Origin of the sequence: Arthrobacter sp. AG1021 (assembly GCF_003633665.1) — a bacterium.
GTDB lineage: Bacteria > Actinomycetota > Actinomycetes > Actinomycetales > Micrococcaceae > Glutamicibacter > Glutamicibacter soli.
Genome location: NZ_RBLB01000008.1, coordinates 19245 through 37461, shown reverse-complemented (window position 1 = coordinate 37461; position 18217 = coordinate 19245). Strand labels below are relative to the sequence as shown.

The following is an 18217-nucleotide window of genomic DNA, read 5'->3' as shown; positions in this document are numbered from 1 at the left end:
AAGCGGGCCCTCGGGAGCCCTGAGGCACCCGCTGGCCCGCTTCTGACCTAGCGCTGTTCGCGCAGCACAGGGGTGAAGAAGTCGCGCAGCTGGTCGGTTGCCTGCAGCGGCAGGATGTTGGCCACGTACATGTCGGGTCGCACGATCACGATGGCTCCCTCGTCGGCGATGCCGCGCTGGGCGAAGATGCTGTTGCCTTCCAGCGCCGTGTACACCTTCTGGTAGTCCATCAGGCCGAACTGGCCGCAGTGCGGGCGGAAGACCGCTGGCGCGTCATTGAGGTTGATGGTGGTGTAGTCCTGGCGGTAGATGACCTTGACGTCGAAAATCGAATCTATGTCGGCGCCGGCCGGAGTGAAGCGTCGCAAGGGCGAATCCTCCGAGTCCAGCAGCCAGTCCGACAGTTTCGCCACGGCTGATACGGCACCGGCCGCCGCCTGGTCGGCGAAGACGTAGATGCGGTAGCGGCCGTCGGCGCGGTGGTGGTGGCCCAGGTGCACCGGGTTGTTGTCACCAAGCCGCATGACCTCGGCCGACTTGAAGCGCTTGCCCACCGGGAATCCCGTGGCCAGGTGCTGGAACTCGTTCACGGCAGTCAGCTCCGACGGCTGGTATTCGGTCATGAAGCCGGCCGGGAATTCAGCGGTGCGGACGTAGAATTCGGCGACGCCTTCCTCGCCTTCGAGCTCCTCGGGCTTCGCGGCCATCAGCGAGGACCACTTCTTGTCGAAATCGATCAGGTCCTTGGCGATGACCTTGCGCTCGGCGGAATACGTGGCCAGCAAGCTTTGCGGGGACCGTCCGCTGAGCACGTAGCCCAGTTTCCAGGCCAGGTTGAAGCCGTCCTGCATGGACACGTTCATGCCTTGGCCCGCCTTGGCCGAGTGCGTGTGGCAGGCGTCGCCGGCAATGAAGACCCGGGGATCCCGCATTCCGATCTCCTCCAGCGGCACATCGTCGAAGCGGTCGGTGAGCCGGTGGCCGACCTCGTAAACGCTGTGCCAGGCAACGTTCTTCACGTCCAGCGTGTAGGGCTGCAGAATCGCCTGCGCACGCTGGATGATCTCATCCAGCGAGGTCTGCCGCACCTTTCCGTTGTCGTCTTCCGCTACCTCGCCCAGGTCGACGTAGAGGCGGAACAGCTGGCCGCCCTCGCGCGGGATCAGCAGGATCGACCCGTTGCTCGAATGAATGGCCGACTTGGTGCGCACGTCCGGGAAATCGGTCAGGGCCAAGGTGTCCATGACGCCCCACGCGTGATTCGCCTTGTCGCCCGACAAGGTCGCGCCGATGGAACGGCGCACCCCGCTGCGGGCGCCATCCGCACCGACCACGTACTTGGCGCGGACCTCGCGGCTTTGCCCGAGGTTGTTCTCTCCGGTTCCGGTGACGGTGACCTTGACCGGGTACTCCCCCTCGTCTTCAATCACCAGGGTCTCGAAGTCCCAGCCGTAGTCCGGTTCGATGCGCGCGGATGAGTTCCGGGCGAAGTCGGCGAAGTAGTCGATGACGCGAGCCTGGTTCACCACCAGGTGGGGGAATTCGCTGACACCGCTCGCGTCGTCCGGGGTGCGGTCGGTGCGGATGATGTGCTTTGGGTTCTGCGGGTCCGGGTTCCAGAAGGTGGTTTCGGTGATGCGGTAGGCTTCGGCGGTGATGCTCTCAGCGAAGCCGAAGGCCTGGAACGTCTCTACTGTGCGCGACTGGATGCCGTCGGCCTGGCCGATCTGCAGGCGGTGCGGACGGCGGTCGATGATGCGGGTGTGCACGTCCGGGAACTGGGAGAGCTGGGCTGCGGTGATGATGCCGGCCGGGCCTGCACCCACAATGAGCACGTCCATGGGGTCGGGCAGGTCGATGGGACGATCGACCCCGGTCCCCTCCGCAGGCTTGATGCGCGGATCTTCCGAGACGTATCCATTGTGATGAAACTGCACTGTTTCTCCCCATTCAGCTGAGTCGAGCAAATCTTATGTTCAATAATCGAACGCCACGTTCTCATATCGCACTACAACTGTAGCCGAGGCGTGAACCAAGGCACAACAAGACACTTCACAAAAGGCGGGCGCCATGCAGGCGCCAGCGGTTCATCGGTCGAAGCGCACCCGTCCCTGTTTGACTTCAAGGAGCCGGACCCCGCGATGCACACCTTGCTTTTCCCTCCAGCGTCGGTCGTGGGTCACTGTGACAACGGCTCCGGGATAATCCGCCACCGCATCTTCCAACTGCTCGACCAGGTCCGGAGAAAGGTGGTTGGTCGGCTCGTCCAACAGCAGCAGGTCCGCTTCCCGGCTGACCGCGATGGCCAGTTCGAGCCGGCGGCGTTGTCCGGCTGGCAGCGCCCTGGGGTGCACAAAGAGATCGCGCGGGGCAAAGAGCCCGAGCGTGAAAATCCGCGACACCGCCTCGTCCTGGTAGATCCCCAGCGCGGCCGCGAACGCCTCGATCACGGTTTCCCCGGGCAGCTTGCCGAGTTCCTGCCGCAGCCATCCGATGCGCAGCCCTTCCCGACGGCTGACCAGGCCTCGCTCTACGGGAAGCTCTCCGGCCAGCACCTTCAGCAGCGTGGTTTTGCCGGCGCCGTTGGGTCCGCCCACAAGCCAGCGATCCCCCGCGGCCAGCGTCATGTCGCCAAGAACGAGCCGCGGGACTCCCAGCCGCGCCGCACCGGTGGAGTGCAGCAACGGCTGCCGTGGTTTTTCGGGGGTGTCGCCGCCGTGCGGCATCCTGAATTCGAGCTGTTCCGCCGGCCTGGGCGCGGGGTTTGACGCAAGTTCTTCAATCCGGGATTTTGCCTGCCGAATCCTGCTGGTTGATCCGTGGTCCCTGCTGCGCAGCCTGAAGGAGCCGTGCCCAAAACCAGCTTTGTCCTGTTTTCGCGGGATGGCCGCCACGCGTGCGGCGTTCTTCGCGACCAGGGTTTCGGAGCGTTCAAGCTCGTCGCGCCAGCTGTCGAAGGCGGCGATGGCGGCGGCCTGTTCGGCGGCCTTGGCCCGCAGGAATCCCCGGTAGCCGTCGCCGTAGGCTGTCAGGCCGCGGTTTTCGACCAGGATGATGCGCCGGGCGAAACGCTCCAGGAAGACTCGGTCGTGGCTGACGAGCACCAGTGCGCCGCGGTGCCGCCGGAGCGTGGTTTCCAGCCAGTGCAGCGCGGTGTCATCGAGGTCGTTGGTGGGTTCGTCGAGCAGCAGCAGTTGCGCACCGGAGCTGAGCACGCAGGCCAGCGCCAACCGCGAGCGCTGGCCCCCGGACAACGTGCCAACCGGCGTCCCGCGGGGAATGCCTCCGAGCCCGAGCTGCTGCAACGAACTGTCCAGCCGCGGACCGACGGAGTATCCGTCGGCCGCCTCGTACAGGTCGGTCACCAGCTGGAGCTGGGCCAGCAGCCGGTCAGCCTCGGCGTCTTCGGCTTGCGCGAGCCGGGCCCCGATGGCGCCGATCAGTTCTTCCAGCTGCCGCAGCCGGTGATGGTAAGAGTCGGTGACCTCGGCGATGCTGGCGGTGCCGGGGAATTGCGGATTCTGCGCGGCGTAGGCGATGGCGCCGGGCACGGTGGCGCGCCGCTCGCCGCGGTCAGGCGCAAGCGTGCCTGCCAATACACGCAGGAGCGTTGATTTTCCCGAGCCGTTGTCGCCGAGCACCGCGATCCGATCGGCCGGTCCGATCGCCAAGTCGATGTTTTCCAGGACGTCGCGGTCGCCGAAGCTCACGCTCAGGTCCAGAAGTTGGCAGGTGAATTCCGCTGAGGGCACCGCGGCCTGCTCAGCCGCAGGGATATTCGAGGGGTCGTGTTGTCGGGTCATGGCCATCCGTCATCTGCTGGCGGCCCGCGAATCAGGCGGAACCGGTACGTTCAAGGGCGCCGCAGGTGACCTGCGGCGGATCGGAACTGTCCATCGCGGAGCACGGCTCAACGCGGCGGCAGTCTTAATGATGCAACGTACCCATGGATTCAGCCTACTCTCAGCCGCTGGTGCGGGCAATGAGACCGTGCGGCAACTAGAATTCAGAGTGCGGCAATCCAGGAGGTTCAATGCGCAGGCTCGCAGTTCCCAGCGTCCTGCTGCTCGTCTGCGCCCTGGTTGGTTGCGCGCCGCTGGAGTTCGAGCCGAGTTCGCCCACGGCCCCGGCGGTATCCCCCAAAGAGCAGACCGAGCTGGAGCGGAAACGCGGCGAAGCCGTTGAGAGCCAACGCTGGGCGGACCAGCTGATGGAAGCCTATTGGCTGCGCGATGATTCCTCGGTGCAGCTGTGGATGCCGGGGACCGCCGAACGCCAGATCGTCAGCTGGGGAGCCTCGAAGCCCGGCGAGCTGGAACTGAGTGTGAACGGCTCGGAACCCACCACGGATCGGGATCTGAAATACTTCGCGCTGCGGCTGCTGGAAGAGTTTGGCGATCCGTCGCTGAAGTCCGTGACGGTGTCCGTGCTGGGTACCGAAGTGAGCGTGGTGGCCAGAACCGAGGAGCTTGACACCAGCCAGGCCTGAATCCGGCAGGACTGCCGCCGCGGTGCTCAGAGCTCTATATGGCCGTCGATCAGCACGTGGGTTGCGCCTCCGGTCCACAAGGCTCCGTCCTCCTGCTGGAATCGAACCAGTCCGCGACGGCCCAGCACGGTGCCCTGGCGGTTGCAGAACGGGGCTTCGGCCAGCTGGTGCGCGACGAGCCACTCGGCCGCGGCGGCGTTCAGGCTGCCGGTGACCGGGTCTTCGCGCAAGACGCCGTCGGCGAATTTCAGCGCGCGGACCTCGAAGCCACCGGACTCCAGCGGTCCCAGCACCCCGATCTTCCACATGCCGGGACGGCGCGACGCATCCGGCGCCAGCGCCAGCACCGCGTCGGCGTCCTCCAACAGCACCGCGCGCCACCCCGGACCGTTGTCTGCCCAGAAGGCGGCGGTGATCGCCCCGGCGTCAATGCCCAGGATCTCGCTGATCTTCCGGACTTCTGCCTCCTCCAGCGCCTCGGAGCGCAGCAACGCAGGGCTCTGGAAGAACAGCAGCTCGTCCTGCACCCGCACGGGAACCGGGCCCGCCTGGCATTCGGCGATCACCTCGGCAGCGTTTTGCGGTCTCCCGCCGGCGGCCAGCCAGGCTTTCACCGTGCCCAGGGTGGGGTGGCCGGCGAAGGGGAACTCCTGCTCGCCGGCGAAGATCCTGAAACGGAAATCCGCGCGCCCGTCGCTGGGCGGCAGCACGAAGGTGACCTCGGAGAGGTTGGACCAGCTGGAGTAGTCCTGCATCTGCGCGGTGTCCAGCCCTTCGCCGTCCAGCACGACCCCCAGCGGGTTGCCCTTGTACGGGTCTCGGCTGAACACGTCGACCTGGATGAATCTGCGGCGCATCGTTTTTCCCTTGCTCGGCGGGCGGTTTTCGGGCATGAAAAACCCCGGCGAGAATCTCGCCGGGGTTGATCCGCTGGTCGGGCTAACAAGATTTGAACTTGCGACCTCCTGACCCCCAGTCAGGCGCGCTACCAAGCTGCGCCATAGCCCGATGCCTTCGCAGCCGTTATCCCCAAGTCGTGAGAACCAAGGGTGCCGTCTGCGAAAAGCTCCTAGATAAGCCTACACCAAGTCGGGTGGACTTTTCGAACCGTTACCTGTTGCGGCCGCGGCGTTCGCGGATTCGCATCGATACTTCGATCGGGCTGCCGTCGAAACCGAAGGTCTCACGCAGGCGGCGGGTGATGAAGCGGCGGTAGCCCGGATCCAGGAATCCGGTGGTGAACAGCACGAACTTCGGCGGGCGGGCCGAGGCCTGGGTGCCGAACAGGATGCGTGGCTGCTTGCCGCCGCGCACCGGGTGCGGGTGGGCCGCGACGAGCTCGCCCAGGAAGGCGTTGAGCTTGCCGGTCGGGATGCGCTTGTCCCAGGATTCCAGCGCGGTGTGCAGCGCCGGGATCATCTTGTCCTTGTGCCAGCCGGTCTTGGCCGACATGTTCACCCGCGGCGCCCAGTGGATGTGGGCCAGGTCGCGGTCGATTTCCTGCTCCAGGTAGTAGCGGCGGTCCTCATCCACCTCGTCCCACTTGTTGAAGACCACCACCAGCGCGCGGCCGGCCTCGATGGCCAGCTGGATGATGCGCACGTCCTGCTCGGACACGGTTTCGTTCGCGGCCAGCAGCACCACGGCGACCTCGGCCTTCTCCAGGGCCGACTGGGTGCGCAGCGAGGCGTAGTAGTCCGAGCCGACGGCCATGTGCTGACGGCGGCGGATGCCCGCGGTGTCCACGAAGCGCCAGACTTCCCCGCCCAGTTCGACCAGTTCGTCCACCGGGTCGCGGGTGGTGCCCGCGTAGTCGTCGACCACCACGCGCTCGGAGCCTGCGAGCTTGTTCAGCAGCGAGCTCTTGCCCACGTTCGGGCGGCCGATCAGCGCGATGCGGCGCGGGCCGCCGGAGGGGATGACTCCCCCGTAGGCCGAGTGGGTGGGCAGCTTCTCCATGACCGCGTCCAGCAGGTCTGCGGTGCCGCGGCCGTGCAGCGCGGAAACCGGCCACGGCTGGCCGAAGCCCAGGCCCCAGAGCACTGCGGCCTCGGCTTCCTGGTTGAAGTCGTCGACCTTGTTGGCCACGAGGAAGACCGGCTTGCCCTTGCGGCGCAGCATCTTCACCACTGCCTCGTCGGTGGCGGTGGCCCCCACATGTGAGTCGACCACAAACATGATGGCGTCGGCCACGTCGGCGGCGATCTCGGCCTGCTCGGCCACGGAGGCGTGGATGCCCTTGGCATCGTGCTCCCAGCCACCGGTGTCCACAATGGTGAACGGGCGTCCCATCCACTCGGCGGAGTAGGACACGCGGTCGCGGGTCACGCCCGGGGTGTCTTCGACGACCGCTTCGCGGCGGCCGATAATGCGATTGACCAGGGTGGACTTGCCCACGTTGGGGCGCCCGATGACGGCGAGCACCGGCGGGATGACAACGTCCTTCTCATCCTCGTCGTCCTCGTCCAGGCCCGCGAGCAACGCGGCGTCCTCGTCGTCCAGGTCGTAGTCGTCCAGGCCCGAAAGCAGGGCCTGGGTGCGAATCGCGGCGTCTTCTTCGCTCAGTTCGGCAAGGCGCTCGGCGATATCGTCGTCTCCAACGGGGATGTATTCCTCGTCGTGGGTGGAGTTGTTCTCGCTCATGATTTTCCCTTCACAGCGATCGGTAATCTTCATCGGCTCTCGCCGAGGATGGGCACCAGCTCGTGGCTAGTTGGTGGTGGCGGTCTCGACGGCGTCGAGCACGGCGGCAATGGTCTGTTCGAAATCCAGGTCCGAGGAATCCACGGTCATCACGCCGTCCGCGGCCTGGGTGAAGTTCACCACGGTCGAGTCCTTGGCGTCGCGCGCCAGCACCTGGGTAGCCAGCTGCGCGTCGTTCTGGGTGCCGCCCAGCTGCAGTCCGCGGCGGCGCAGGCGCGCCTCCTCGGACGCGGTGAGCAGGATGCGGGCGTGGGCGTGGGGGGCGACCACGGTGGTGATGTCGCGGCCCTCGGCCACGATGCGGGTGTTCGCAGCGATAATCTCCTGCTGGCGGCGCACCAGTTCGGCGCGGGCCTCCAAGTTGGTGGCAACCGTGGAGACCTGCTCGGAGATGCGCGGTTCGCGGATGGCGGCGGTCACGTCGGTGTCCCCGATGACCACCAGTTCGGCGTCCGGGTCCACCGAGATGCTCAGCTTGGCGTCGCGCACTGCCTGGGCCACGGCGGCGGCGTCGGCCAGGTCGGTGCCGTCGGCGAGCACCGAGTAGGTGATCGCCCGGTACATCGCTCCGGTGTCAAGGTAGGCAGCGCCCAGCTTGCGGGCCACTGCCTTGGACACCGAGGACTTGCCCGAACCGCTGGGTCCGTCGATGGCGACGACGAGCTTGGCGTCCGCGAGGTCCTGGTTGTTCTCGATGCTCACTGGGCAACCTTCCATCCGTTGAAAATCAATGCGTTTATCAGTTCGTCTCGGCGCCCCGGCAGCACCGAGACGTCCACCAGTCCGACCTGATGGCCCGCGGAGTGCTCCATGCGCAGGTCCTCGATGTTGATCCCGGCCTCGCCGATCTGCGCCAGCAGCGCGGCGATCTGCCCGGGCTTGTCATCCACGACCACGGTGACCAGGGCGAAGGCCTGCGGCGGGGCGCCGTGCTTGCCCGGGATGCGGGCGCGGCCGGCGTTGCCCTCGGTCATCAGCTGCGAGAGGTCAAGCAGCGCGCCGGGTTCCTCCGGGTGCTGCAGGGTGTTGATCAGCCGGTCCAGGTCTTCCTTCATGCCGGTCAGGATCGGGATCAGCGCCTTGGAGTTGTGCGCGAAGATCTGGATCCACAGCTTCTCGTCGCTGGCGGCGATGCGCGTGGTGTCGCGCAGCCCATTGCCGGCCAGGGCCAGCTGGTGGCCCTCGGCGTTCAGCAGCCGGGAGGCGATCATCGAACTGGCGGCCTGCGGGAAGTGGCTGATCAGCGCCACCGACTCGTCGTGCTCGGTCACCGACATGCGGTGCATGGTCGCGCCCAGGTCGATGGCCAGCGATTCGGCGGCAATGACGCGGTCCGGCTGCGCGTTCTGGTGTGCGCAGATGACCCACGGCATGGCGGTGAACAGCTCGCCGCGGGCGGCGGCCGGGCCCGACTTCTCGCGTCCGGCCATCGGGTGGGTACCCACGTAGCGCGAGGTTTCCGCCTCGCCCAGCCGCTCGTCGGCAAGCACCGCGTCCAGGATCGAGCCCTTGACGCTGGCGATGTCCACCACGGTGGCGTTCGGGTAGGCCAGCAGGGCGTCGCCGACCAGACGGGCGGTGACGTCCGGCGGGGCGCCGATGACCACGAGCTCCGGGGCGATCTTCTCCCCGTGCAGCACCACGCCGGCGCCGATGTCCTGGGCCACGCCCTGGGCGGTCGGCGAAATGTCCTGCAGGTAGACGCTCACGCCCTTGGCGCGCAGCCCCAGTCCCACGGAGGTGCCCAGCAGTCCGGTGCCGATGACCAGCACCGGCCCGGCGAGGTGTGAGGTGGCCATGGGCTACATCCCCACCATTTTCATCAGGTGGCCGACTTCCTGGTTGCCCAGGGAGCGGATGACGCCCTGCTTCTGGTCGCCGAGCTGGATCGGGCCGATGGCCACGCGCACCAGGCGCTCGACCGGATGGCCCACGGCGTCGAACATGCGGCGCACGATGCGGTTGCGGCCCGAGTGCAGGGTCACTTCCACCATCACGTGCTTCGGGGACTGGTCGATCAGCTTGAAGTCGTCGACCTTGATCCAGCCGTCCTCCAGCTTGACGCCGTCGCGCAGCTGCTTGCCCACGGAGCGCGGCAGCGGGCCGGGGACCTGCACCAGGTAGGTCTTGGGGACCTCGTACTTCGGGTGCTGCAGGCGGTTGGCCAGCTCCCCGTCGTTGGTCAGGATGAGCAGGCCCTCGGTCTTGTAGTCCAGGCGGCCGACGTGGAACAGGCGCTGGGAGAGGTGCTCGTTCTTGAAGTAGTCCGCAATGGTGCGGCGGCCCTCGGGGTCGTCCATGGTGCACATGACGTGCTTGGGCTTGTTGAAGACGTAGTAGCGGGCGGCCTTGTTCAGCTGGATGCGCATGCCGTCCACGTGGATGGAGTCCTTCGCCGGGTCAATGCGGGTGCCCAGCTCGACGACCAGGTTGCCGTTGACCTCCACGCGGCCTTCGAGGATCATCTCCTCGCAGACGCGGCGCGAAGCGACCCCGGCGTTGGCCATGGCCTTCTGCAGGCGCACGCCGTCCATCAACTCGCCGTACTGGGCGCGGGCGGCCTGGCTCTCGGCGCGGGCCTGGGCGCGGGCGCGCTGGGTCGGGCGGGCGTAGTTGGTCGGCACCGAGTTGCCGAAGCGCTCCTTGGAGAAGGCGCGCTCGGAGTTCTTGCGCGCCGCCGAGGTGTTGCGCTTGGCCGAGCCGCCGGCCTGCTTGGATCCGCCGGACTTGGCGCCCGCGGACTTGCCGTAGGGCTTGGAGTCGGCCGGCTTGCCGTAGGGCTTGGCCGGGCCGGAGCCCGGGCGTCCACCGGTCTTGCCGAAGGACTTGCCGCCGGCGCCGGGCTTGCCGCCCTGTCCCGAACGGGAACCGGCTGGCTTGCCGAAGTTTGAATTGTTGCCGCGTGGGTTGCGGCCGGAGGAGGATCCCCTGCTCATGCTAAGACTTGTCCCTTGCTGTTACGTATTCGCGCGCCTGCGGCCGGTGGGCCCAGGCGTCGTTGGTCCTGTCGGGCAATGCTGCACAGCTGCATTGCCTAGTCGTCGTAGGTTGCCGAATCCAGCGATTCGAGATCGGCCACCCCGGGCAGATACGGGGACAGCGCGGGCAGCTCCTGGAGCGAGCCCAGTCCCAGTCGTTCCAGGAAGTATTCGGTCGTTTGGTAGAGCGTCGCTCCACCATCGCCCATCTCCGGATACTCCGTGATCAATCCGCGGGTGAGCAGTGTGCGCACCACCGAATCGACGTTGACACCTCGAATCGCCGAAATACGTCCACGCGAGACCGGCTGTCGGTAAGCGATGACAGCCAGGGTTTCTAGGGCGGCCTGTGACAGGCGTGCTGTTTGCCCGTCGAGCACATAACTGGAGACGAAATCGGCATAATCGGCCCGCGAATAGAAGCGCCACCCGGAGGCGACGCGTCGCAGTTCAAATCCGCGCGGGCGATCCTTACTATCATACTCGTTCGCCAGGTTCTCCAAGGCGGCAGCGATCCGGGGTACCGGCACCTCGAAGATTTCGGCCAAACGCGCCGAGGATACGGGGGTATCTGCGACCATCAGCACCGCTTCGAGCCCCGATTCCAGGCCTCCGGGAAGCTGGTCAATGGGTGCAATCTCACTCATGATCCGCCTCACCACTCCCCTCGTAGTCGTCCTGCACCGCGTCGGCGTCGAAGTCAGACTCCCCGGCCAGGCTGATCTGCAGCGGGCCGAGCGGGTCCAGCTGCTCGAAGCTGATGACCTTTTGCCTGAACATCTCCAACAATGCCAGAAAACGCACCACGACCACCAGATGCTTGGCGGCGTCGGCGACCAGCGCGGTGAAGTCCATGGCCCCGTGCGCGGCCAGCAGTTCCGCGATGGACTCCGCCTCGGCGGCGATGGTGACGTTCGCTCCATGCAGGTGGCCGAGCCCCACTTCGGTGATCGGCTCGGGCTTCGGCGCAAGCGCGCCGGCGGCGATCTGGGCGAAGCGTTCGGGGCCGATCGAGAAGATCAGCTCGGGCAGCAGCGCGGCGAATTCCGGCTCCAGCGCCACCTCGCGCGGACGGCGCGAGCCTTCGGACTCGTAGCGCTCCCCCAGGAAGGCGGCGGCGTGCTTGAACGCCTTGTACTGCAGCAGCCGCGCAAACAGCAGGTCCCTGGCTTCGAGCAGCTCGAAGTCCTCCTCGTCGGCCATTTCCCCACGCGGCAGCAGCCGGGCGGCCTTCAGATCGAGCAGCGTGGAGGCGACGACCAGGAATTCGGTAGTTTCATCCAGGATCTTCATCCCGTCGCTGCCGGCTTCGCGGCTGCTGTCCTGCAGCTCGCGCAGGTAGGCGATGAATTCGTCCGTCACTTCGGCGAGCGCCACCTCGGTGATGTCCAGTTCGCGTTTGGTGATCAGGTGCAGCAGGACGTCAAAGGGCCCGTTGAAATTTGCCAGGGCAAGGCGAAAACCGCCAGCCGATTCCCCCTGGCCCGTGTCGGGGCTTTCGTCGGGGGTGCCGGTGGCGGTTTGTTCGCGTTGGTCCTCGCTGAGCATGGTGCTCATTACGGGGCACCACCACGCCAGATCAGCTCGCGGGCCAGGTTGCGGTAGGCCTCCGCGCCGGGGTGGTTGGCGGCGTAGGAGGTGATCGGCTCTGCGGCCACGTTCGCGTCGGCGAACTTGATGGTGCGCTTGATGACGGTTTCGAAGAGCTTGTCGCCGAAAGCCTCATCCAGGCGGGTGATGACCTCGCGGCTGTGCAGGGTGCGGGCGTCGTACATGGTGGCCAGCACGCCGTCGAGTTCCAGCACCTGGTTCAGGCGGTCCTTGACCTTGTCGATGGTTTCCATCAGCAGGGCCACGGCGCGCAGTGCGAAGAATTCGGCGGTCAGCGGGATGATCACGCCGTGGGCGGCGGTCAGCGCGTTGATGGTCAGCAGGCCGAGGGATGGCTGGCAGTCGATGAGCACCACGTCGTAGTCGTCGATCACGTGGCGCAGCGCGCGTTCGAGCACCTGCTCGCGGGCGACCTCGTTGACCAGCTGCACCTCGGCGGCGGACAGGTCGATGTTCGCCGGGAGCAGGTCGATGTTCTCCACATCGGTCTGGCGGATCGCGTCGGTGATCGTCACATTGCGGTCCATCAGCACGTTGTAGACGGTGACGTCCATTTCATGCGGGTTGGTGCCGAAGCCCGCGGACAACGCGCCCTGCGGGTCGAAGTCCACCAGCAGCACCTTGCGGCCGTACTCGGCGAGCGCCGCGGCCAGGTTGATGGTCGAGGTGGTTTTGCCCACCCCGCCCTTCTGGTTCACCATGGCGATGACGCGTGCCGGGCCGTGGGACGGCAGGGCGGCGGGTACGGGGAATTCCGAGAGTGGTTTGCCGGTGGGGCCCACCGGGCGGGGCTCCTTGAGCATCCCGGCGCCGCGGACCTTGCTTGCCTGTTCCTCGCTCACGATGGGTCAACCACACTTCCCGTTATTCCTGACAAAAATTTCGAGCTTTCGGCTCATTTAAAGGTTATCGGGCGGGAGGGACATTCGGCGTATTTTCAACTTTTTCACGGCGAGCCTTTACCTTGAACCTTAACTCAAATGTTGTATGGACGCTGGGTATTTTCTCCGACGCTCCGAAAGGCAGCGAACCCCGGACTCGGGGTCCTCGCGAGGGCACGGACCGTTGCGGACAACGTACCCGAGTGCTCGAATCATTGGAGACTGCACTATGGCCGCATCGCAAAAGGAGATTGGGATGTTCAAAAGCTTGCTTGCCAATTGCACGGTTTCGGATCTAAAACGCGCCGAGCAGTGGTACATGAGACTGCTTTCCCGCGAGCCGGACCGCCGCCCGATGGATGGGCTGCTGGAATGGCACCTCGGTCACGGGTTCGGGCTTCAAGTCTGGCATGAGCCTGAACGCGCAGGCCGCTCTACGGTCGTGTTGGAAGTTTCCAATCTCGATTCGGAGGCACTTCGGCTATCCAAGGCGGGATTCGTCCATGGCGGACCGGAACAGGGCGGTGGGGCACGGATCCTGCAGCTGGCAGATCCCGATGGCAATCGGATAGTCATCGCCGGCCCCGGCGTCATTCCGGACCCCGGCGAGTGAACGCACGGCCAATCTCAGTTCCACACCGTGCATAACCCGTGGCCTGTGCAGAGTGGCGTTCCAGTGGCGGTTAATGAGAAACATCCGCCCTCCCGCTGGGTGCGGGAGGGCGGATGCTTGCGAGGCTGGTGGCCGGCTGGAGGCTAGTGCATGCTTTCTTCCATGAGCGCCTCGTCGAACGGGCGCTGTCCGGAGAGCACTGCCTTGGCCTGGTCCAGGTCGACCTCGTGGGTCCACTTGCCGATCAGCAAGGTGGCCACCGCGTTACCGGTGAAGTTGGTCAGCGCGCGGGCCTCGGACATGAACTTGTCGATGCCCACGATCACGCCCATGCCGCCGAGCAGCTCCGGACGGTGCGCCTGCAGGCCAGCGGCCAAGGTGGCCAGGCCGGCGCCGGTCACGCCGGCTGCGCCCTTCGAGGCGATGATCATGAAGACCAGCAGGCCGATCTGCTCACCGAGGTTCATCGGCATGCCCATGGCCGTCGAGACGAACAGCGCCGACATGGTCAGGTAGATGGCAGTGCCGTCGAGGTTGAACGAGTAGCCGGTCGGGACGGTGATGCCGACCACCGGCTTCGAGACACCCACGTGCTCCATCTTGGCGATCAGGCGCGGCAGGGCCGACTCGGAGGAGGAGGTCGAGAAGATCAGCAGGTACTCGCGGGCCAGGTACTTCAGCAGCAGGAAGATGTTCAGACCGGTGACCAGGCGCAGCATGGTGCCCAGCACGAAGACGATGAAGATGATGCAGGTCAGGTAGAACGCGCCCATGAGGATGGCCATAGAACCGATGGCGGCCCAGCCGGTGGCGCCCACGACGGCGGCGATGGCGCCGAAGGCACCGATCGGCGCAACCCACATGATCATCATCATGATGCGGAAGACGACCTTCTGGATGGCCTGGATGCCGTGCAGCACCGGTTCGCCGCTCTTGCCCATGCCCTGCAGCGCGAAACCTACGAACAGTGCGACCACCAGGGTCGGCAGCACCGGCAGGGATCCCGGGATCAGCGACATGAAGAAGTCGACGGTGCCGTTTTCGGTCTTCGGCTTGTTCGGATCGTAGGGCTGCAAATCAAGGCCCTCGCCCGGGTGGATGATGTTGCCCACGACCAGGCCCAGGGCCAGCGCGAAGGTGGACATGCCGATGAAGTACAGCAGCGCCAAGCCGCCGACCTTGCCCACGGTCGCAGCCTTGGCGATGGAACCGATGCCGAGCACGATGGTGCAGAAGATCACCGGGGCGATGATCATCTTGATCAGGGCGACGAACCCGTCGCCCAGCGGCTTCAGGGCCTTGCCCAGATCAGGGGCGACCAGGCCGATGATGGCGCCGAGCACCACCGCGGCGATCACCGAGATGTAGAGCCAGTGCGTCCGGTCCTTCTTATTTGCCTGCTGCGGCGCATCGGATGCCGCCGAATCGTGCTCGGTGATAGCCATGAAAGTGACCTGTCTTGTGAGTGGGAACCGCGACGGCGTCGTTGCCGGACGGCATTCCGTAGAATCGTTATGTCCATCGTGCGCGCCTTCGTGATTTTCATCTCCGTTGAGTTCATATTGGTCACGCACACCAGTGCAGCCACGGCCGGCCGGCCGCGCGGCGGCCACGCGAAGGGGGAAGCCTTGACCGATCATTTCGCCGATCACCCCTTGCCCCGCCCGCTGGATTCCCGCAACGACCCGGCCCCGCTGACCCGCGACGGCTGGTCCTTCGCGGTGCTGATCTTCTCGGCGCAGATGCTCGTGGTGCTGCTGGTGGTCGCCGGGCTGGCGATCGCCACCTACCAGCAGCAGAACCGGGTAATCTTGGAGGACAAGCAGTCAACGGTGGCGGCCATCTCCATCACCCTGGCCAACGACCCGTTCGTCAGCCAGGCCCTGGCGGGCAAGAACCCCACCGAACAGCTGCAGCCCTATGCGAACGAGATCCTGAACCGCGCCCCGGTGGTGGACTTCATCACGATCATGACCCCCGACCGGATCCGCGTCACCCACCCCGACCCGGAGCAGATCGGCAGACCCTATTCCGGCTCCACCAGCCAGGCGCTGCACGGTGAGGTCTACAACGAGCAGGCCGTGGGCACGCTGGGCAACTCGGTACGCACCATCGCCCCGGTCTACCACCAGGGCAGGCTCGTGGGCATGGTGTCCACCGGCATCACGCTGCACAACCTGCAGCTGATCTACCGCAGCGAAATCCCGCAGATCCTGCTGGTCTCCGCGCTGACCCTGCTGCTGGCAGGCTTCAGCGCCTGGTTCTTCTCCCGTTACGTCAACCAGGCCACCCTGGGTTTCGGCCCGCACGGGCTGCGCCGGCTGTACGCGTTCTACTTCTCCGCCCTGCACTCGGTGCGCGAGGGGCTGGTGCTGCTGGACCGTCGGCACCGCATCGTGCTGTACAACCAGGAAGCGGCCCGGCTGCTGGGCTTGCCCGAAGAAGTCCCCGGCGAGGGCATGGATCCGCAGGAAGTGCAGATGCCCGAGACCCTGCGCGAGCTGATGGTCACCGGGCGCAGCTGCAAGGACGAAATCCATCTGGGCGCCCACACCGTGCTGTCAGTTTCCCAAGGCCCGGCGAAGCTGACCAATACGAACCTGCCGCGCGTGGGCGGTTCCTGGCGCGGCTGGTTCGGCATCCAGCCGCTGACCGGGCAGGTGCTCACGCTGCGCGACCTGACCGAGGTGCAGGAACTGGCCGGCGAACTGCAGTCGCTGAAGACCTTCTCCACCGCGTTGCGCGCCCAGACCCACGAGCACGCCAACCGGCTGCACACCATCGCCACGCTGATCGAGAACGGCAAGGTCGACCAGGCGCTGGCCTTCGCGGTGGACGACCGGCAGCACTCGCAGCAGCTGACCGACGCGATCGTGCACAGCATCGACGACGTCTACCTCTCCAGCCTGCTCGTGGCCAAGGCCGCCCAGGCCCATGAACGCGGCATCCAGCTGGACATCAGCGCGCAGGGCGTGATGCCCACCGACGCGTTCGCCGCCACCGACATCGTCACCATAGTCGGCAACCTGCTGGACAACGCGCTGGACGTCTCGGTAGGCACCGAGGATGCCACGGTCTGGGTGGAGGTCACCGCACTGGACGACGAGCTGATCATTTCGGTGGCCGACTCCGGACCTGGCATCGAGCCCGAGTTCCTGGAGAACCTGCTGCGCTTCGGGGTCAGCACCAAGTCCGGGGCGCAGCCGCGCGGGCTCGGGCTGGCCCTGGTCCAGCAGGCGGTGCTGCGCCTGGATGGCACAATGAATGTGGACAACGACGCCGGGGCGATCTTCACGGTGACCTTGCCCTTCACCCCGCGCAGCTAGCCCGCGCCGAGGGCACAACGATTTCGGGAGGAGCCGATGGGCACCATGCAGACCGCGAACACCCCCGGGCCGGGAACCCTGCACCCGCTGCGGGTGCTGGTCGTCGACGACGAACCCGACACCGCCGCCGCCCACGCGGCCTTCGTCAACCGCATCGAGGGCTTCACCGCGGCAGCGGTGGCGGGCAACGGGCAGCAGGCGCTGAGCCTGCTGGCCGACGCGGTGCAGGCCGGCGAGCCCTTCGACCTGGTGCTGCTGGACATGACGCTGCCCGACCTGCACGGCATCGACGTGGCCAAGCGCATGCGCGGGCGCGGGCTGACAACCGACATCATCGCCATCACCGCGGTGCGCGACCTGGCGGTGGTGCGCTCGGCGGTGGCCACCGGCATCACCCAGTACCTGATCAAGCCCTTCACCTTCGCGGTGTTCGCCGAAAAGCTGGAAAACCACCGCCGCTTCATCGCCTCCATGCGCTCCACCGGGCCGGACGCCAGCCAGGCGGCCCTGGACACCGCCTTCTCCGCGCTGCGCACTTCGAGCGCCTCCACCACGCTGCCCAAGGGGCTGATCCCCGAAACCCTGGCGCAGATCAGCGAGCATCTGAATGCGAGCGCCGGCACAGCCTTCTCCGCCACCGAGCTGGCCGACCAGCTGGGCATGTCCCGGGTCACCGCCCGCCGCTACCTGGAACACCTGGCCGAGTCGAAGGCCGCGGTCAAGCAGCCCCGGCACGGCACCCGCGGACGCCCGGAATACGAGTACAGGGCCGCGTCCGCGTTCTCCGGCAGGTAACCCATACCAAACTTACCCAAGCCAAACCATCCTTGTCAGCGCCCGATCCACGGCGCATGATGGCAGTATGAGCAATGAAAACCAGGAGATCATCTCCGCGATCCAGCACCCCGGCGAAGCCCACGGCGAGCAGAACGTGGGCCAGCGGCTGAACTGGCTGCGCGCCGGAGTGCTCGGCGCCAACGACGGCATCGTGTCAGTGGCCGGCGTGGTGGTGGGTGTCGCCGCGGCCACCCCGAACAATCTGGCAGCCATCGCCACCGCTGGCATCGCGGCCCTGGTCGCCGGCGCCTTCTCCATGGCCGGAGGCGAATACGTCTCGGTCAGCACCCAGCGGGACACCGAGCGCGCTCTGCTGGCCAAGGAACAACGCGAGCTGCGCGAGCAGCCGGAGGAGGAACTTCAGGAGCTCGCCGGGCTGTACCGCCAGCGCGGGCTGTCCGAAGAGCTGGCCCTGCAGGTCGCCCGGGAGCTGACCAGCCACAACGCGTTGGCGGCGCACGCGGAGGTGGAGCTGGGCATCGACCCGCAGGAGCTGACCAGCCCGTGGCATGCCGCGCTGTCCTCCTTCATCGCCTTCACCGTCGGCGCGCTGATCCCGCTGGCCATGATCCTGCTGCCCTTCGGCAGCGAAATCATCAACACCGCGTTGGCTGTGGTGCTGGGACTGTTCCTCACCGGCTGGATCAGCGCGCGGCTGGGCGGCGCCCCGCTGGTTCCGGCCATCGTGCGCAATGTCCTGATGGGTTCGGCCACCATGGCCGCCACCTACCTGATCGGCCTGCTCTTCGGCGTCGCGGTCAGCTGAGGCTTCCGCCCCG

Annotated in this window: 16 protein-coding genes and 1 tRNA gene; 5 read left to right on the top strand and 12 right to left on the bottom strand. The window is 66.4% G+C overall.

All coding sequences use genetic code 11. The features are described from left to right. Nucleotides 1-47: 47 nt before the first annotated feature. Together DFO58_RS08680 and DFO58_RS08675 are read right to left on the bottom strand one after the other, a co-directional pair. Nucleotides 48-1937: an FAD-binding monooxygenase gene (locus DFO58_RS08680; RefSeq protein WP_120990831.1), complete on the bottom strand. Its 1890-nt coding sequence runs from the start codon at nucleotides 1935-1937 to the stop codon at nucleotides 48-50. A gap of 150 nt (nucleotides 1938-2087) precedes the next feature. After that, nucleotides 2088-3803: an ABC-F family ATP-binding cassette domain-containing protein gene (locus DFO58_RS08675; RefSeq protein WP_183043140.1), complete on the bottom strand. Its 1716-nt coding sequence runs from the start codon at nucleotides 3801-3803 to the stop codon at nucleotides 2088-2090. Between the two features lie 230 nt (nucleotides 3804-4033). On the opposite strand from DFO58_RS08675, the gene DFO58_RS08670 reads away from it, so the two are divergent. Then, nucleotides 4034-4489: a hypothetical protein gene (locus DFO58_RS08670; protein ID WP_120990245.1), complete on the top strand. Its 456-nt coding sequence runs from the start codon at nucleotides 4034-4036 to the stop codon at nucleotides 4487-4489. A gap of 26 nt (nucleotides 4490-4515) precedes the next feature. On the opposite strand, the gene DFO58_RS08665 is transcribed toward DFO58_RS08670, so the two are convergent. The 9 genes from DFO58_RS08665 to DFO58_RS08625 form a co-directional block, all read right to left on the bottom strand. Next, nucleotides 4516-5346, bottom strand: a complete 831-nt coding sequence (locus DFO58_RS08665) for a PhzF family phenazine biosynthesis protein (protein ID WP_120990243.1) — start codon at nucleotides 5344-5346, stop codon at nucleotides 4516-4518. Nucleotides 5347-5420: 74 nt separating this feature from the next. Continuing rightward, nucleotides 5421-5497: transfer RNA gene (locus DFO58_RS08660), tRNA-Pro, on the bottom strand. Between the two features lie 102 nt (nucleotides 5498-5599). Further along, complete coding sequence (gene der, locus DFO58_RS08655; RefSeq protein ID WP_120990241.1) at nucleotides 5600-7132, bottom strand: ribosome biogenesis GTPase Der; 1533 nt, start codon at nucleotides 7130-7132, stop codon at nucleotides 5600-5602. A gap of 66 nt (nucleotides 7133-7198) precedes the next feature. Then, the gene (gene cmk, locus DFO58_RS08650; protein WP_231735975.1) at nucleotides 7199-7894 is read right to left on the bottom strand and encodes a (d)CMP kinase; all 696 of its coding nucleotides are present in this window, start codon (nucleotides 7892-7894) and stop codon (nucleotides 7199-7201) included. Next, nucleotides 7891-8991, bottom strand: a complete 1101-nt coding sequence (locus DFO58_RS08645; RefSeq protein ID WP_047118670.1) for a prephenate dehydrogenase — start codon at nucleotides 8989-8991, stop codon at nucleotides 7891-7893. The genes cmk and DFO58_RS08645 overlap by 4 nt, the downstream gene beginning before the upstream one ends. Before the next feature lie 3 nt (nucleotides 8992-8994). Then, complete coding sequence (locus DFO58_RS08640) at nucleotides 8995-10128, bottom strand: pseudouridine synthase (protein WP_053797755.1); 1134 nt, start codon at nucleotides 10126-10128, stop codon at nucleotides 8995-8997. A gap of 98 nt (nucleotides 10129-10226) precedes the next feature. After that, nucleotides 10227-10817 (bottom strand): SMC-Scp complex subunit ScpB, encoded by a 591-nt coding sequence (gene scpB, locus DFO58_RS08635; RefSeq protein WP_047118668.1) that lies wholly within the window; start codon nucleotides 10815-10817, stop codon nucleotides 10227-10229. Continuing rightward, on the bottom strand, nucleotides 10810-11727 hold the full coding sequence (locus tag DFO58_RS08630) for a segregation/condensation protein A (RefSeq protein ID WP_120990239.1): 918 nt from the start codon (nucleotides 11725-11727) through the stop codon (nucleotides 10810-10812). The genes scpB and DFO58_RS08630 overlap by 8 nt, the downstream gene beginning before the upstream one ends. Beyond that, nucleotides 11727-12584 (bottom strand): ParA family protein, encoded by an 858-nt coding sequence (locus DFO58_RS08625; RefSeq protein ID WP_286163565.1) that lies wholly within the window; start codon nucleotides 12582-12584, stop codon nucleotides 11727-11729. The genes DFO58_RS08630 and DFO58_RS08625 overlap by 1 nt, the downstream gene beginning before the upstream one ends. A gap of 307 nt (nucleotides 12585-12891) precedes the next feature. Here DFO58_RS08625 and DFO58_RS08620 point away from each other — a divergent pair, with 307 nt between their 5' ends. Further along, complete coding sequence (locus tag DFO58_RS08620) at nucleotides 12892-13275, top strand: VOC family protein (protein WP_286163534.1); 384 nt, start codon at nucleotides 12892-12894, stop codon at nucleotides 13273-13275. A gap of 143 nt (nucleotides 13276-13418) precedes the next feature. Here the strand turns inward: DFO58_RS08620 and DFO58_RS08615 are convergent, their stop codons facing one another. Further along, nucleotides 13419-14720: a cation:dicarboxylase symporter family transporter gene (locus DFO58_RS08615; protein WP_120990235.1), complete on the bottom strand. Its 1302-nt coding sequence runs from the start codon at nucleotides 14718-14720 to the stop codon at nucleotides 13419-13421. A gap of 69 nt (nucleotides 14721-14789) precedes the next feature. On the opposite strand from DFO58_RS08615, the gene DFO58_RS08610 reads away from it, so the two are divergent. From DFO58_RS08610 to DFO58_RS08600, 3 genes are all read left to right on the top strand, one after another. Next, entirely contained in the window at nucleotides 14790-16601 is a 1812-nt protein-coding gene (locus DFO58_RS08610) for a sensor histidine kinase (protein WP_052772298.1), read from the top strand. A gap of 45 nt (nucleotides 16602-16646) precedes the next feature. Beyond that, the gene (locus tag DFO58_RS08605; RefSeq protein ID WP_047120629.1) at nucleotides 16647-17396 is read left to right on the top strand and encodes a response regulator; all 750 of its coding nucleotides are present in this window, start codon (nucleotides 16647-16649) and stop codon (nucleotides 17394-17396) included. A gap of 67 nt (nucleotides 17397-17463) precedes the next feature. After that, nucleotides 17464-18204: a VIT family protein gene (locus DFO58_RS08600; RefSeq protein WP_053797753.1), complete on the top strand. Its 741-nt coding sequence runs from the start codon at nucleotides 17464-17466 to the stop codon at nucleotides 18202-18204. Nucleotides 18205-18217: the final 13 nt, after the last annotated feature.